The sequence below is a fragment of the Paenibacillus alginolyticus DSM 5050 = NBRC 15375 genome (assembly GCF_000422905.1).
Lineage (GTDB): Bacteria > Bacillota > Bacilli > Paenibacillales > NBRC-103111 > Paenibacillus_E > Paenibacillus_E alginolyticus.
This window is the reverse complement of record NZ_KE383948.1, coordinates 54,896-71,279: the sequence shown is the minus strand read 5'-3', so window position 1 is coordinate 71,279 and position 16,384 is coordinate 54,896. Positions and strand designations below refer to the sequence as shown.

General features: G+C 45.8%; 16 protein-coding genes. 6 read left to right on the top strand and 10 right to left on the bottom strand.

Annotated features, from left to right (window positions below; translation table 11 throughout):
- The first annotated feature begins 109 nt into the window (after window positions 1–109).
- The 5 genes from G519_RS0138620 to cydS all read left to right on the top strand — a co-directional run bounded on the left by G519_RS0138620 (window position 110) and on the right by cydS (window position 4,939).
- Window positions 110–679 (top strand): TetR/AcrR family transcriptional regulator, encoded by a 570-nt coding sequence (locus tag G519_RS0138620; RefSeq protein WP_029199072.1) that lies wholly within the window; start codon window positions 110–112, stop codon window positions 677–679.
- Window positions 680–738: 59 nt separating this feature from the next.
- The gene (locus G519_RS0138615) at window positions 739–2,115 is read left to right on the top strand and encodes an MFS transporter (RefSeq protein WP_029199071.1); all 1,377 of its coding nucleotides are present in this window, start codon (window positions 739–741) and stop codon (window positions 2,113–2,115) included.
- 342 nt (window positions 2,116–2,457) lie between these two features.
- Entirely contained in the window at window positions 2,458–3,801 is a 1,344-nt protein-coding gene (locus tag G519_RS0138610; RefSeq protein ID WP_029199070.1) for a cytochrome ubiquinol oxidase subunit I, read from the top strand.
- Window positions 3,798–4,829, top strand: coding sequence for a cytochrome d ubiquinol oxidase subunit II (locus tag G519_RS0138605; RefSeq protein ID WP_029199069.1), 1,032 nt, complete (start codon window positions 3,798–3,800; stop codon window positions 4,827–4,829). The genes G519_RS0138610 and G519_RS0138605 overlap by 4 nt, the downstream gene beginning before the upstream one ends.
- Before the next feature lie 5 nt (window positions 4,830–4,834).
- Complete coding sequence (gene cydS / locus G519_RS53865) at window positions 4,835–4,939, top strand: cytochrome bd oxidase small subunit CydS (RefSeq protein WP_409372036.1); 105 nt, start codon at window positions 4,835–4,837, stop codon at window positions 4,937–4,939.
- A 58-nt stretch (window positions 4,940–4,997) separates the two neighbouring features.
- Here the strand turns inward: cydS and G519_RS49720 are convergent, their stop codons facing one another.
- The 5 genes from G519_RS49720 to G519_RS0138575 form a co-directional block, all read right to left on the bottom strand.
- Window positions 4,998–5,147 carry an aspartyl-phosphate phosphatase Spo0E family protein gene (locus G519_RS49720; protein WP_084160547.1) on the bottom strand — a complete coding sequence of 50 codons (150 nt, stop codon included), beginning with the start codon at window positions 5,145–5,147 and terminating at the stop codon, window positions 4,998–5,000.
- 224 nt (window positions 5,148–5,371) lie between these two features.
- On the bottom strand, window positions 5,372–5,881 hold the full coding sequence (locus tag G519_RS0138590) for an SRPBCC domain-containing protein (RefSeq protein WP_029199068.1): 510 nt from the start codon (window positions 5,879–5,881) through the stop codon (window positions 5,372–5,374).
- Between the two features lie 18 nt (window positions 5,882–5,899).
- Window positions 5,900–6,229, bottom strand: a complete 330-nt coding sequence (locus G519_RS0138585) for an ArsR/SmtB family transcription factor (protein WP_029199067.1) — start codon at window positions 6,227–6,229, stop codon at window positions 5,900–5,902.
- Window positions 6,230–6,409: 180 nt separating this feature from the next.
- Complete coding sequence (gene cysI / locus G519_RS0138580; RefSeq protein ID WP_029199066.1) at window positions 6,410–8,131, bottom strand: assimilatory sulfite reductase (NADPH) hemoprotein subunit; 1,722 nt, start codon at window positions 8,129–8,131, stop codon at window positions 6,410–6,412.
- A gap of 38 nt (window positions 8,132–8,169) precedes the next feature.
- Window positions 8,170–10,002, bottom strand: a complete 1,833-nt coding sequence (locus G519_RS0138575; RefSeq protein WP_029199065.1) for an assimilatory sulfite reductase (NADPH) flavoprotein subunit — start codon at window positions 10,000–10,002, stop codon at window positions 8,170–8,172.
- A 233-nt stretch (window positions 10,003–10,235) separates the two neighbouring features.
- Between G519_RS0138575 and G519_RS0138570 the strand changes: the two genes are divergently transcribed.
- Complete coding sequence (locus G519_RS0138570) at window positions 10,236–10,427, top strand: hypothetical protein (protein ID WP_029199064.1); 192 nt, start codon at window positions 10,236–10,238, stop codon at window positions 10,425–10,427.
- An 86-nt stretch (window positions 10,428–10,513) separates the two neighbouring features.
- On the opposite strand, the gene G519_RS0138565 is transcribed toward G519_RS0138570, so the two are convergent.
- From G519_RS0138565 to gap, 5 genes are all read right to left on the bottom strand, one after another.
- The gene (locus tag G519_RS0138565; RefSeq protein ID WP_029199063.1) at window positions 10,514–11,314 is read right to left on the bottom strand and encodes a pyruvate, water dikinase regulatory protein; all 801 of its coding nucleotides are present in this window, start codon (window positions 11,312–11,314) and stop codon (window positions 10,514–10,516) included.
- A 13-nt stretch (window positions 11,315–11,327) separates the two neighbouring features.
- On the bottom strand, window positions 11,328–11,936 hold the full coding sequence (locus tag G519_RS0138560) for a helix-turn-helix transcriptional regulator (RefSeq protein ID WP_036635614.1): 609 nt from the start codon (window positions 11,934–11,936) through the stop codon (window positions 11,328–11,330).
- 80 nt (window positions 11,937–12,016) lie between these two features.
- Complete coding sequence (gene ppdK / locus G519_RS46765; RefSeq protein ID WP_051254104.1) at window positions 12,017–14,698, bottom strand: pyruvate, phosphate dikinase; 2,682 nt, start codon at window positions 14,696–14,698, stop codon at window positions 12,017–12,019.
- Complete coding sequence (locus G519_RS50970) at window positions 14,698–14,874, bottom strand: GapA-binding peptide SR1P (RefSeq protein ID WP_127527956.1); 177 nt, start codon at window positions 14,872–14,874, stop codon at window positions 14,698–14,700. Before G519_RS50970 ends, ppdK begins: the two co-directional genes overlap by 1 nt.
- Window positions 14,853–15,908, bottom strand: coding sequence for a type I glyceraldehyde-3-phosphate dehydrogenase (gene gap, locus G519_RS46760; protein ID WP_036635611.1), 1,056 nt, complete (start codon window positions 15,906–15,908; stop codon window positions 14,853–14,855). Before gap ends, G519_RS50970 begins: the two co-directional genes overlap by 22 nt.
- Window positions 15,909–16,384 lie beyond the last annotated feature (476 nt).

Genomic DNA, 16,384 nt, shown 5'->3' with positions numbered 1-16,384 from the left:
TTATTATTTGACTTAAAATTTTGTGTTTCCAGTCCTTGACATTTCAGCATGACTCTCTTACAATCAATGTAAGTAAGTACTTGCATTAAAGGAGGGTAGATCAAGATCAATGAGCAACAATCCAAGTACAAGTGATAAACTTCTGTTAGCAACAATCGATCTCATGGCGGAAAAAGGGTACGATGGCACGACTACTAAGGAAATCGCTGCTGCTGCCGGAGTGAACGAAGTCACGCTTTTTCGCCATTTCGGCACGAAAGAGAAGCTGTTAGCAGCTGCCTTCAACCGTTATCACTATGCCTTAGAGATGACAAAGCTTTTTAACGAATCTTTGACAGGCGAGCTGCATGAGGACCTTCTTATTATCAGCCGAAAGTATCATTATCTCATGAATCGGAATAGAAAACTGTTTCAGATCATTCAAAAAGGAAGCAGCAGTCTCCCTCCAGAAGTATATCAGGAAGCCCACCGCCATCCTCAGGAACTTAAGAAGCTTATAACGAACTATCTGGTTTCCATGTCGGAGCAAGGTAAAGTGATCATTTCAAAACCTGACATACAGGCATATGCTTTCATGTTGATGAATCATGGTGCATTCAATAGTAACATGTCCCCCGTAGATTTGGACGAATTTATCGAAGAAAGCGTGCAGTTATTCGCTAGGGCATTAACTCCCTAGCTTTTTTATAAACCAATATGCAAGTATGTGCTTGCATTCATTCAAAGGAGCGATGAACCATGAATTCTGAAACCATGCTGCAAAAAGGCCCTATCTTAATGCGATTATTGATGTTTACCGTTATGATGTCATCGATGAGCGCCCTTATGTTTAACGTTGTACTTCCTCAAATCAGCAAGGAGTTCCATTTAACCCTGGCTCAAGTGAGCTGGCTGTCATCCGCCTATACGCTTATCTATGCGTTTGGAACCGTAACTTATGGGAAGCTGGCGGACCGATTTCAACTGAAGAGCCTGTTGACGTTCGGTCTGGCGCTGTTTGCGGCAGGTTCTCTAATGGGGCTCGTCTCCCAAACATTCTGGTTCGCTCTTCTAGGAAGGTGTCTGCAATCTGCGGGGGCAGCAGCTATTCCAGCCATTGCGCTGATTATCCCTGTACGGTATTTTGCGCCTGAGAAAAGAGGCTCCGCATTAAGCATGACCGTCGTCGGGATTGCGCTCGGAAGCGCTCTTGCGCCAGTTATTTTCGCAATTGTCGTCAGCTTCGCGAATTGGAGATGGCTGTTTCTTCCTTCCCTGTTGATATTATTACTGCTGCCGCTGTATCGAAAATATCTCGAGCATGAAGTGAAGCAAGCTCCTCGCAAATTCGATTGGCTTGGCGGAAGCTTTCTCGCCGCATCCATTGCGCTGCTTCTGCTAGGGGTCACGAATCGAGTCTGGTGGTATTTGGTTGTCGGTTTAGCGACCTTACTCCTTTTCATCGTTCGAATTCGTACCGTCGAAGAACCCTTTTTCCAACCACAGTTGTTTCGTAACAAGAAGTATACCATCGCAATAACCTTGGCGTTTCTCATCAGTGGCATAGGTGTTTCCTTGTATTTTTTAACTCCGATTCTGTTTTCGCAAGTTTATCATCTTGGTTCCAATTGGATCGGTTTCGCCATGGTCCCTGCGGCGGCAGCCTCCGCCCTTCTGGGAAGAAAAGGCGGGAAACTGGCGGATCGGAAAGGCAATTCGTATCTGCTCTCTGTTGCTTCCATTTCTTTAATTACCTGTTTTATCTTGTTGTCCATCTTTACAGGCATCTCACCGCTATGGATCTCATTCTTTTTGATATTTGGTAACGTAGGCCAATCTTTCTTGCAAATTGCTATGTCAAACTCCATTTCAAGATCATTGCCCAAAGATCAGGTTGGCGTGGGCATGGGACTTTTCTCGATGGTCAGTTTTATTGCTCAAGGAATAGCTGCAGGCGTTTACGGTATTGTGGCTGCACAGAGTTCATCCGTTCATTGGAATCCGTTAAATGCGGATCCGAACAGTTACCTATTCAGCAATTTTTATCTCATTCTTGCCGCAATGCATGTGGGGATCTTGCTCTTCTACCACATGCAATTCCGTACCAAGAATGCAGGCGTAGCAATAGAACACTGAGCAAATCAGTGTCATTCAACGGGAACCCTCAGGCATTATGTCTGAGGGTTTTCCTGTATGTATGAATATCACCAGGGTTTTTTGTTCACAAAAATGTCGGATTGGCAATCAAGTACGTGGAGTAAAATTTCATAATATTGGCATTCTATAGGATATAACCATTCAATCTGCCCTACAGTAGGTGATCAAATAGATAAGTATAGAAAGCAAGAAAAATGGTTAATATGGCTCTGTATCCTTATTGCTTCTCTCATGCTTCTTTCCTGGCTCCGTCAGATGTTCGCAAATTCACACTAACTGCTTTCCCAAGCAATTTCCAAGCTGAAAAGGAGTATATCACATATGGCTTATGATCCCGTGCTTTACAGCCGAATGCTCACTGAGCTCACATTCGCCTTCCATATTATCTTCGCCACCGTAGGTGTCGGAATTCCCATCATGATCGCTTTCGCCGAATGGTCCGGCATTAAGCGGAATGATCCTTACTACCTGCTTCTTGCTCGGCGCTGGGCACGCGGTTTCGTTATAACCGTTGCTGTTGGTGTTGTCACAGGAACCGCGATAGGTCTCCAGCTCAGCCTATTGTGGCCGAGCTTTATGCGCGTTGCCGGCCAAGCTATTGCCTTGCCTTTGTTTATGGAAACCTTCGCCTTTTTCTTTGAGGCTATTTTCTTAGGCATCTATCTATATACTTGGGATCGGTTCCGTAAGCCCATCACTCATTTCCTGCTAAGTATTCCGGTCATGCTCGGATCTTCTGCATCAGCTTTTTTTATCACAACCGTTAACGCGTTCATGAACACCCCGCAGGGCTTTAAGCTAAATAACGGCTCCATTACTGACATTGAGCCGCTTATAGCGATGTTCAATCCCGCTACCCCAACGAAGGTTGCTCATGTGCTATCTTCGGCTTATATGACAAGCGCCTTCGTCCTTGCGGCGATTGCCGGCGCTGCTTTGCTTAAGAAGCGCGACTCGCTCTATCACCGCAAAGCGCTCAAGCTAACGATGGTCGCTGCTCTTATTTTTTCTATAACAACGGCACTGATTGGCGATCTTTCTGGGAAATTCCTGGCTATATACCAACCTGAGAAGCTGGCTGCCGCCGAATGGCATTTTGAGACGGCAAAACAAGTGCCGCTTGTTCTAGGCGGGATTTTAACCGAAGATCATCAGATTAAATACGGGTTAAAAATCCCATACGCCCTAAGCATTCTAGCTCACGATAACCCGAATTCCATCGTTCAGGGCTTAAATGAAACACCTGTTAATGAACGTCCCCCGCTAATTGTTCATTATTACTTTGATTCGATGGTCTCGATCGGCATCTTCCTTACGGTACTTTCAATGCTATCGGTTTGGATGGTTTACAAATTGAAAAGTATCCAATATCCAAGCTGGCTATTGAGGCTGATCATCTTATCAGGCCCACTTGCCATTTTGGGGATTGAATTGGGTTGGATTTACGCTGAGGTAGGAAGACAGCCTTGGATCCTTCGAGGTTATATGAAGACAGCCCGCGGAGCGACCACCTCCACACATGTGGATTTGATGCTCCTTTTGTTCTGCATCCTATATGTAGCCATTGGGTTCACTTTGGTCAAAGTGCTAAGGAAAATGTTCACGAACAGCGATGTACAAGAAGAACTCAAGAGCAGAGGTATTGAGGGGGGACCAACACAGTGAAGTACGAGGTAATTGGCATTACAGTCCTATGGATATTTCTATACGGCTATTTGATCGTTGCTTCCATTGATTTCGGGGCAGGCTTTTTCAGTTATTACTCCTATGCTACGGGAAAAAAACATCTGATTGAAAACATCATCAAACGCTACCTATCCCCTGTATGGGAAGTAACGAATGTTTTCCTCGTTTTCTTCTTCGTCGGCATCGTCGGCTTTTTTCCGGATAGCTCGTATTACTTTGGAACAGCCCTTTTGGTGCCCGGCAGCATTGCGATTGTTCTACTTGCGATACGCGGCTCTTACTATGCTTTTAGTATTTATGGACAAATGCAAAAACAAAGCCACTTATATACATTTTTGTATGGAGCAACCGGCCTCCTTATTCCCGCTTCCTTGTCAACCGTCCTGACGATATCAGAGGGTGGTTATATGACAGAGGAAAAAGGCAAGGTTATTTTACACTTTGGCAAACTCTTCACAAGCTCCTATTCCTGGTCAGTCGTGCTGCTTGCACTAGTTAGCGTTCTTTATATTTCTGCGATGTTTCTTTCCTACTATGCCAACAAAGCACAGGATTATGAAGCACTTGAAATCGTCAGGGGCTACGCACTAGGCTGGAGTCCGCCTACAATCGTGTGCAGTATATTTGTTTTTTTCGCTATTCGCTGGCACAATCCAGAGCATTTTCAGGCCATGCTTGATCTGTCTTGGATGTTCGTTGCTTCGTTAATCTGCTTCTTGGCAGCGGTATATCTGATCTACAAACGAAAAAGCTTTGGGTGGGCATTCATTCTGGTTATGCTGCAATTCGCCTTTGCCTTCTTCGGATATGGAGCCTCCCACTTGCCCTATATCCTTTACCCGTTCATTACCATTCACCAAAATTTCACGAACGATGCGATGGCTCTCTCTCTCATTGTCGTTTTCCTTGCAGGACTATGTCTGCTTGTTCCATCACTTGTTTTACTGATGCGACTATTCCTATTCGACGCTGAGTATGTGCGAGGGAATCCCTCCAAGAAAGGGTGAGAAGGATGGAATTTTTTCTGCTGATGATTGCGCCTTTGCTGCTTGTAGCTTTTTCAATTGGGATTTTGTTCATGATGTTCTCAAGAGGGCAGGATAAGTTTCCTAAATAAATAACAAAAGAGGATATACAGTTGCATATCCTCTGGTCCATTCTCTATGAAAGTGATATCATTTTAACTCTTGAAAGTTAACTATATATTCATCTAATTTTTGACTAAGATCTACTACTTTCTCATGCGTTAAACTTCCGCGTATATACGCCTCTTCAATCATTTCAATGCGTAATGCTTCGATTTTTTCTAATAATAGTAGTTCCATCTCACTTATTCACACCAATTCTGTTCAATAATGGTTTGTACACCTATTATAAAACAGGACGCTGAAAAAGGTAATGATTGCGTCGATAAACTTTATGACAAATTTGTGAAATATTATTTCAATTTTGAAGATACATTCTGTATTTTTTCGCCTCCATGTCATTTGCTGATGAACCCAAAAAAATAAGCCGCCGGCTCTTTGCCGGACGGCCTTGTGATACTAAATTATTTAGTGGCTTGCAGATGCTCTTCCAGGCGATCCCAAGTTTCACTAATTCCTTGCTCCATTCCCATCTCCATGACGGTTTTGAGCGCTTCGGCAGATTCGTATCGTGCGCGGCTGACAAGCTTCGTCTTGCCTTCATGCTCTACAAACGTCATCGTTATCTGAGACGATGGCATGCCCGCCGTTTCATTCCCATCGGCATCCGAGAAGTAATCAACGTAAACGATTTTCTCCGCCTCAACGATTTCCCCATAGACTGCTTTGCCCCAAGATTCGTATCCGTAATAATCCCCTTGGTTCTGATCGATACACTTCATGCAGTAATGCCAGATACCGCCCGGACGAAAATCGACGTTGCAAACTGTAAGCGTCCAGCCACGAGGTCCCCACCAATGCTTTAGATGTTCAGCCTCTGAGAATGCTTTGAATACAAGCTCGCGCGGCGCGTTAAAAGCGCGCTCCAAAATTAGTTCCTGACCCTCTACCTTAGTAATCATTTGGTTTGACATTGAAATTCCTCCTACATTTTAGTTTTGTTTGTTTTCTTTGTTTCGCAGCTTCTTAAGGTAATTTTCCAGAGCTTCAAAACGTTCATCCCAGATACTGCGATAGGTTTCAAGCCAAGTGTCCAGTTCTTGGAACGGTTCCAATCGAAGCTTGTAGTTCCGGCGATTAGCGACCGCCTGCACTTCGACTAGTCCGGCATCCAGCAGAACACGTAGATGCTTCGAGGCTTGAGGCTGGCGAAGCCCAAGACCATCGGCGATATCCCCTACAGTCAAGGGACCTTCTAACAGAAGCTCAACAATGCGTAAACGGTTGGGCTCGGCCAGTGCGATAAATGTTGTATTATCCATGATGATGTTTTCCAGTTCCTGCTATAGTCAAGTCAGGGCCACCTCGTTTCGTTAGCTAGCTACCTTAACTTCTATAACAAATATACCCCATACGGAATATTCCTGTCAAGGAATATTTGAAAAAATAAAAAAAGAAGTGCGTCTAAGTACGCACTTCTTCCTATATCCGTTAACCACATTTTACGAATGAAAGTCTTGGCCGGAACGAACTTCTTTGACATAACCTGCGCGAATGACAAAATCGCCGAAATGTTCGTTTTCTTGCCGTTCCTTTGCATATTGATTAATAATCGGTCGCAGCGACTCCAGGATCTCCACTTCACCGATGTTTTCCTTATACAGCTTGTTCAGTCGATTTCCGGAATGCCCGCCGCCCAAATACATGTTGTATTTGCCCGGTGCCTTACCAATGAACGCGATTTCCGCTAACATGGGACGGGCGCATCCGTTCGGACAACCGGTCATGCGAATAACGATCTCTTTGTCACTCAATCCAGCTTCTTCCAACATCGGCTCGATTTTATCCATTAAGTCGGGAAGGTAACGCTCCGCTTCAGCCATCGCCATACCGCAAGTCGGCAGAGATACGCAGGCCATTGAGCTTCTGCGCAATGCGGAGTACTGAAGCCCATCCGTAAGACCGTATTCCTTGATCAGCTCTTCGATCTTTTTCTTCTTCTGCGTGCTCACATTACCGATCACCAGATTCTGATTCGCCGTAAGTCTGAAGTCCCCGTTATGCACTTTGGCAATTTCACGCAGTCCGGTCATCAACAGGTAGTTATCCTCGTCTTTCACACGGCCGTTTTGGATAAATAAGTTGAAATGCCATTTGCCGTTGCTTCCCTTCACCCAGCCATAACGATCTCCGTTATGATCAAAATGGTAAGGACGCGCCGCTTCGAGCTTCCAGCCTAGACGAGCGGTTAGTTCATCAACGAACCAATCGATGCCGCGGTCATCAATCGTATATTTAAAACGAGCATGTTTCCGCACGGAGCGATCGCCATAATCCCGTTGAATCGTCACTGTCTTCTCTGCCAAATCAATCATTTGATCCGGCGTGATGAATCCAATCACTTGGGCCACTTGCGGGTAAGTCAACGGATCGCCATGAGTCATCCCCATGCCGCCGCCAACGGATACATTGAAGCCCTTCAGACGACCATCTTCAACAATGGCAATGAAACCCAGATCTTGCGAGAAGACGTCTACATCATTGGAAGGCGGCACAGCAATACCGATTTTGAACTTACGCGGCAAATAAACCTTTCCATAGATCGGCTCTTGCTCAACACCATCTTGGCTGTCCACTACTTTTTCGCCGTCAAGCCAGATCTCGTGATAGGCTTTGGTCTGTGGATCCAGATGGTTGCTTACGCGGCTTGCCCATTCGTATACTTCAGCATGAACATCTGACTGGTAAGGATTCGGATTACACATGACGTTACGGTTAACGTCACCGCACGCGGCTAATGTGCTTAACAACGAATCATTCACTTCACGGATCGTTTTCTTCAAATTCCACTTCAGTACACCGTGAAGCTGGAAAGATTGACGCGTCGTCAAACGGATTGTTCCGTTCGCATACTTCTGTGCGACCTGGTCCATCATCAACCATTGCTCTGGTGTAACGATTCCGCCAGCGGCACGCACACGCAGCATGAACTGATAAGCCGGCTCCAGCTTTTGCTTTTGCCGCTCATTGCGCAGATCCCTGTCATCCTGCATATAGCTTCCGTGAAACTTCATCAAACGGTTATCATCCTCAGGGATGGACCCCGTAATTGCGTCTATCAGTGTCTCTTCGAGACTCCCGCGCAAGTAATTGGTTCTCATTTTAATGTGCTCGACTTCGCTATGCGGTGCACTGTTCTTTGAAAGTAAGTTGTTTTCTGACATTTTGGCCTTTCTCCTCTCGCGATCTTTGGGATTTGAACTTAGTAAACATCCCTCTGATAACGTTTTTGCTGTTGCATACGGGTCAAATACTCCGCTGCTTCCTCCGAGCTGAATCCGCCCTCTTGCTCAATAATTGTTGCCAGGGTCGCATGAACGTCGTGTGCCATTTTCTTTTCGTCACCACATACGTACACGCTTGCCCCTTCTTGAAGCCATTTATAGAGCTCGGCGCTCTTCTCAAGCATCCTATGCTGCACGTATACTTTCTGGTCGGTGTCACGGGAGAACGCAACATCCATGCGCGTCAACACGCCATCTTTAAGCCATTTCTGCCATTCAATCTGGTAAAGGAAATCTGTGGAGAAATGCTGATCCCCATAGAAGAGCCATGATTTGCCTTCGGCACCAGTCTCTTCTCTTTCTCCAAGAAAGGCTCTGAACGGAGCGACGCCCGTGCCAGGTCCGATCATAATGATAGGCGTTTCCGGGTTCTCGGGAAGCTTGAAATTCGGGTTGTTTTGAATGTACACTGGCAGCGTTTCACCAGACTTGATTCGCTCAGCGAGCTGCACGGAGCACACGCCGTAACGTTCTCTTCCCCGGGCCTCGTAACGAACTGTGCGGACAGTAACATGAACTTCATCTGGGAAAGCTTTGGAACTGCTTGCGATCGAGTAAAGTCGAGCAGGCATTTTCCGAAGGATCGCTACGAACTCGCCCGCGGATACGCCCTTAAAGGAGTAATCCTGCACAAGATCCAATAAATCTCGCCCACTGAGATAAGATTTAAGATCTTGCTCGCGTCCTGCAACTAACAGCTCTTGCAGCCCATTGCTTGCATTCAGCTTTGCCGCTTGCTCCAGCAGAGGCTTCGTCAGCACAGTAATTTCATAATTACGAAGCAGCGCCTCGCGCAATGTACGCTTCTCGCCATTTTTATTAATAGTAACGAGTTCTTCCGATTTCCATCCCATGGCTTCGATCAATTCGTCCACAAGACGCGGGTGGTTCTCCGGATAGATCCCTAAACAGTCACCCGGTTCATATTGAAGATTGGATCCCTCCAAGGAAATCTCGATGTGGCGGGTTTCACGGTCAGATCCACGGCCATTTAGATTCAAATTCTCAAGAACCTCGGCTTGGAACGGATTTGTTCTCGAATATTCGGATTCAGTACCGCTTTCCACTGCCGCTCCGGCGCCGCTTCCAACATTCGAGACCGCGGAAGCTTCACTTAAAGCGCCTAACACGGAACTCATCCACTCGGCAGCAGGCTCATCGAAATCCACGTCGCAGTCGACGCGCGGCGCAAGGCGCTTGCCGCCCAGCTCTTCCAGACGCTTGTCGAAATCCTTACCTGTTTGACAGAAAAGCTCGTAGGAAGTATCTCCAAGTGAAAGCACGGAAAACCGCAAATCCTCTAGTTTAGGAGCTCTCTTGCTATGAAGGAATTCATGGAAGGAAATGGCGTTATCCGGTGGATCTCCTTCTCCGTGAGTACTCACTAGAACAAGCAAGTTTTGAATCTTTTTCAAGTTATTAGGTTTGAAGTCGGCCATCGAAGAGAGCGTTACCTGAAAACCTTGCTCTTCCAGCTTTTTGGACATTTTCTTCGCTAAACCTTGAGCTTTACCCGTCTGTGATCCGAATAGTACGGTCACCTCTTTAGAGAGTACCGGCGCATTCGCCGCCAAAGTCGCTAAGGGAGCCACAGGCACTGCACTCGAAGTCGTCACGACCGCTGACCCCTGAATTGCCGCGAGATACCCGTTCAACCAGATTCGTTGTGTTTCCGTTAATGTAGGAAGTAATCGATTAAGCAATTCTACTTGTTCTTGATTAAAAGGACTGTTTGTTACTTGAAGTACCAAGAATATCCACCTCTCATAGCCTGCAATGATAGTAATTCCTATTATACATTTTTCGCATTATTTTCACTCTCTTGAAACTATCATGTATGTCGAAATTGGTCAATTAGAATGATCTTATGTGATCTATCAGTAATATTGATAAAGGGGTAAAAACCTCGGAAACGTATAGACCGATATGAGCAGTCATTGACGAATATTGTAGGATACAGGATTTATGCAGAGGAGCTTCGCTAATGAGGTTTGTAACAGAAACGAGATTAAAACGATTAGAAGAATTGATCCAATTGATTCCTGAGTACGACGAAAGAAGCCATGCTATTCATCTGCTGAATTCGATTCGTGCAGATATCGATGACAACTATGCGGAAATTGAAAAACCGATCAGCCTAAGCGGCTTGAAGCGGCGGCCAATCGATCGGAAATAAAATGGCAGAAAAAAAACGAGCCTCTAGAATCGCTTCTAAAGTTCGTCATCGTTTAAGTCATGCTATTTAAAACCAAGTAATCGCGTTTACATGGCGTCCAGAATGATACCAGCCGTTTCCTCAATGGCTTTTTCGGTGACATCAATCACGGTACATCCAAGCTGCTTATACAATCCGAACGCATACTCTAGCTCTTCCGCCACTCTTTCTAATGCTGAATATTTAGCGCCAAATGGCAGCCCAACTGCTTTCAGCCGTTCCGTACGGATCTTCACAAGCTGCTCAGCGCTCATCGTCAATCCGATCAATTTGCTTTTTTTAAGCGTAAACAACCCCTGCGGCGGCTTTACTTCCGGTACTAAAGGATAGTTAGCTACTTTATATCCTTTATGCGCCAAATAAATGCTTAGCGGTGTTTTCGACGTCCTTGAAACGCCCAACAGAACAATGTGAGCTTGTTTTAGAGCGCTTGTGTCTTTACCGTCATCGCTTTTAACAGCAAACTCAATCGCTTCGACCCGCTTATAATATTCTTCGTCCATTTGGTGCAGCAGCCCTGCTTTCCTTTTGGGAGAATCATTAAAAGTATCTATGAAAGCTTGCATAACAGGACCTAGGATGTCTATGCTTGTCACGTTTAAGCGAATCGCTTCTTGACGCATCATCTCTCTTAATTCCGGAAGAACGAGCGTATATACAACAAAACTGCCAAGTCGGGAAGCTTCCTCCATCATACTTCGGATCTCTTCCTCCGTACGCATCGTTCCAAATCGCCTTACATGAACTTGACTAGCGTTAAACTGACGAATTGTCGCTTGAACAACCGTGTTTGCCGTTTCCCCAACCGAGTCCGAGCAAACGAATATCGTATGGACTTTCTCCTCCACCCGTGAATACCTCCTAAATCGCAGCTAGTTCCAACAATAATTTGGTCATGGTTGTTTTTGTTATACGTCCTATAACGCCAACCTGATCTTGTTCAGGTTCCATACTCACAACGGGCAGGCTGTCAACCTGATGATGCATCATTTTTCGCGCAGCATCAATGACGTGGTCCTCTGGGCTTACGGTAACGATGTTCGGTTGTCTCGTCATCACAAGACTAATCGGCATAGAAGGCGCACCCGCATTGCCTAAGGTTACCTTTAACAAATCTTTTCTAGAGACAATACCAACTAATGCCCGATTACAGCTTACAATCATCAGTGTGCCTACATTCTCCAGAAAAAGAGAGACTACGGCATCATTCACCGTAGCTGTTTCTTGAAGTACGACAGGCAAACCCATAACATCTTTCACATAAATGCCATCCAGCTTTTTGTAGGATGATTCCTCACGCTCCAGCGTTTGGCCGAGAAAATAACCAACCTTAGGCTTCGCATCCAAATAACCAAGCATAACAAGCAGGGCTAGGTCGGAACGAATGGTAGGCCGAGCGATCCCTAGCATTTCTGCTAAGTTTTCTCCGGTAATCGGAGCATGTTTTTTTACACGTTCTATGATTTCCATTTGACGGGATGTAAGTTCTATCGTATTTCCCTCCCCGAACTTTCATGTTCATCCCCATTTTAACCGATTTTCTCGCTGGTTCATATGGCTTGGGCAACCTTTTGTTCACCTGGAACCCCATGCATAATGAACGCTTGTGCCGCAGCTATTCGAGCCAAAGGAATTCGGTATGGGGAACAGCTAACATAATCCAATCCGGTCAAGTGGCAAAAGAAAATCGACTCTTTATCTCCGCCATGTTCCCCGCATATGCCCGTTTTGAGAGCTGGCTTAACGAGCCTCCCTGCGTTCACAGCTAAGTCAATCAATTGTCCGACGCCTTCCGTGTCAAGCACTTGAAACGGATTATGAGGAAGGAGCTTCTGATCGACATAATGGGTTAAAAACTTGCCTTCCGCATCGTCACGGCTGTAGCCATACGTCATTTGCGTCAAGTCATTGGTGCCAAAAGAGAAGAAATCGGCATAAGCCACAATCTGGCGCGCTGTCAGAGCCGCTCTCGGAACCTCGATCATGGTCCCGACCTTGTACGGACAATCCCGAAGTTTGTCTTTCCCCAACACTTGTTCCGCAACAAAATCAACAAGCTCCCTCAAAATTTTCAGCTCATTGGCATGGCCCACGAGCGGAATCATAATTTCCGGAAGAACTCGAATACCTCTGTCGATACAACCTGAAGCCGCTCGGAAGATGGCCTCTATCTGCATATCATAAATCTCCGGATAGACAATTCCCAGCCTGCAGCCACGTTGTCCTAGCATCGGGTTAGCCTCATGGAGAGCTTGCACTTTGCGGAGAAGGTGAGCGATCTCTTCTCTTTCTAAGTCTGACCCAGCATGACCATAAGTCAGTTCCGAATGCCTTTTTTGCAGATCCTCGAGGTTGGGTAAAAACTCATGCAAAGGTGGATCCAGCAACCGAATCGTTACCGGAAGACCATCCATTTCCTCAAACATGCCTTCAAAATCTGACTTCTGCATGGGAAGCAATTGGGCAAGAGCCTGCAAGCGATCCTCTTTGTCATCCGCCAGGATCATTCGTTGAACGACAGGCAGACGAGTTGGCGAGAAAAACATATGTTCTGTTCGGCATAAACCAATCCCTTGAGCACCCAGCTGTCTCGCGATTTTCGCATCTTCCGGATTGTCTGCATTCGCGTATACTTTCAACGTGCGAATATCATCCGCCCACTTCAGCATAACGAGTAGTTCATCCGTCATTCTCGCTTCATGTAAAGGCATAGCACCGATAATGACGCGCCCACTTGCGCCATCTAATGTAATCCAATCGCCTTCTTCTACGACTCTGCTTCCCGCAAACATCCGTTTCTCATCAAGCACAATTCGGACTTCTTCGCAGCCGCATACGCAAGGTTTGCCCATTCCCCTTGCCACAACAGCGGCATGGCTCGTCATCCCTCCGCGGCTCGTGAGCAAACCTTCCGATGCGATAACGCCATGAATATCTTCGGGTGTTGTTTCGTTTCTTGCTAGAATGACCGTCTTGCCGGCGCGGCTCCATTCTGCTGCCGTGTCTGCGTCAAATACAAGCTGTCCAACCGCGGCGCCCGGCGAAGCAGGAAGTCCTTTGGCCAACACATCCTTTACAGCCTCTTCATCGATCCCTCTATGCAGCAGCTGATCAAGATGCGATACTTCGATGCGTTCAACGGCTTCCTGCTTAGTTAATAAACTTTCTTGGACCAAATCGACGGCAATCTTGAGCGCAGCTTGGGCGTTTCGTTTCCCGTTTCGCGTTTGCAGCAGGTAAAGCTTATTATTTTCAACCGTAAACTCGATATCCTGCATATCCTTGTAATGCTTCTCTAACTGCTTAGATGCTCTGAACAATTGCTCATAAATCTGAGGCATTTCGCTTTTTAGCGCGGCAATCGCCAGCGGAGTTCGGATGCCTGCAACCACATCTTCCCCCTGAGCATTTATTAGGTATTCACCGAAAAATGTATTCTCACCTGTGGAGGGGTTTCTCGTAAAGACAACGCCTGTACCGCAGCTGCTGCCCATATTGCCAAATACCATGCTCTGAATGTTAACGGCTGTCCCTTGCTCATCAGGAATCCGATTTATTTTGCGATAAATCTGAGCTCTTTGATTATTCCATGACTTAAATACAGCCTCGACGGCCAGTCGCAACTGCTCGTAGACATGCTGTGGAAAAGCTTGGCCTGTTTTAGCCAGGATGCACGCTTTGTAATCTTCGATAAGACTCTTCCAACCGTCAGCTGTAACATCCTGATCTTGCTGGACGCCTTCTTTCTCCTTCAAACGGTGCAGCAGCTGCTCGAAATGGTAGCCTTCAATGCCCAGCACCACGTTTCCAAACATCTGCATCAAACGACGGTAGCAATCGTAAGCGAACTTTTCATTGTTCGTAAGAGCTGCCAACCCTTGAACCGTTAAGTCGTTGAGGCCTAGATTCAAAATGGTATCCATCATACCTGGCATCGAAGACACAGAACCGGATCGTACGGAAACAAGAAGTGGATTGCTGGCGTCCCCGAACGTTTGACCCTTCTGTTTCTCTAGCTGCTTGAGAGCTTCTGCAATTTGTTCAAGCAGTCCTTCCGAGATCCGATTACCCACCTTAAAAAAAGCTAAGCAGGCCTCTGTCGTAATAGTGAAACCCGGTGGTACAGGAAGGCCGGCACGTGTCATCTCAGCGAGATTGGCCCCCTTTCCTCCCAGCAAAGCTTTCATTGAAGCATTTCCCTCTTGAAAGGGTACCACTTGTTTCTGAATCATTATTTGCTAGCCTCCTTATTTTTATCGATACAGATGCTAGAATTGCACAAGCTATAAAACTTTTTGTATCCGTCCGTAGGTAACGTTGCAATCACTTCATTGCATGATTTACAAATGATAACACCAAGATCATACCGATGGATGGCCGCCAATGTTACATGGTTTGTGTTAGACATTTCGTTTCCCCCTTTTGTTGTATGCTTTCAGCACGTGACATATGAGCTACTAGATCAATGACTCGGTTTGTGTAACCCCATTCGTTGTCATACCATGCCAGCAGCTTAATTTGGTTTTCGTGCGTCATAACGCTAAGACCGTCAATGATGGCAGATTTCTCATTACCTATATAATCCGCAGAAACTAGCGGTAATTCATTGTAGTCAACAAAGGTACCAATTCGCCCGGCAATCGCCTTCTTGATGGCGAACTTTACATCATCAACGCTAACCTTACGGCCGACCACCACTTGAAGATCTAACAGAGAAACATCTTGTGTCGGCACGCGAACGGAGACGCCTTGAATTTGGGATGCCAGATGAGGAATCACATCAATAAGTGCTTTGCCCACGCCAGTCGAAGTCGGAATAATCGAATTCGTGCATGCCCGGGCACGTCGAAGATCTTTGTGCGGGTTATCCATATGATTTTGATCATTCGTAAAAGCATGCACCGTTGTCATCCAACCCTGTTTAACAGAAAAAGCTTCATCTAGGATATGTAGAACTGGTGCGATACAGTTGGTTGTACAGGAAGCTGCAGATACCAAGCGATGCTGCTTCGGATCATATTTTTCTTCATTCACACCCATGACAACTGTGAGGTCCATGTTCGTCCCTGGTGCAGTAATCAAAACCTTCTTGGCTCCAGCAAATAAGTGTCGTTCAGCACCATGCCGATGATTGAACTTTCCGGTTGCATCCACAACCAATTCAACGCCATAATCCTCCCACGGCAATAAATCCGGCTCTCTTTCACAAATGACGGAAATCAGCTTTCCGTTAACCCTCATTAAGTTGTCATTTATAACATCGATTTTCGCGTCCCATGTGCCATGAACCGAATCATATTTCAACAAATGGGCTAATACATGAATGGGGCTTGTTGAGTTGATCACGTTGATGTCAAACTCCTGCTGTTTCTCGGTCAATGCTTTTCTCAAACAAAGCCTCCCGATTCTACCTGTACCACTAATTCCAACTCGCATCTCCATCCTCCAATTCGTTATTTAGTATGTCATAAATGTATCATAATGTTATATAATACACAATATATATTTTAAATTTCACACAAATATCATTATTCGTCCTCATTATAGGTGTTAATATACTTATATGACGTCATATATAGCGCTTTTAAAACACAAAAATAAGCACCATCTACTGTGGAGCGATTTCGGACATATAGGCTGCTAATCTGAGGATCACACGGAACGAGGTGCCGCTATTTCAGTGATTATCACGATGGAGGGCTGGTAAGCGGAACGTGGGGACGCTATTTTGCCGTTTTACCGCTTTTTACGCCTCGAAAGCAGGAGATAGAGGATCCTCGTTCCGTGAAAACGTGATATACACGTTTTTTGGCTAAATAAGGCATCTCTGGAGACCGTCTATTTATTCGTCAAATTTTGTTCTACATAATGATGTCATATATCGGTATCATCTACATCATCTACATTTAGGCTCACTT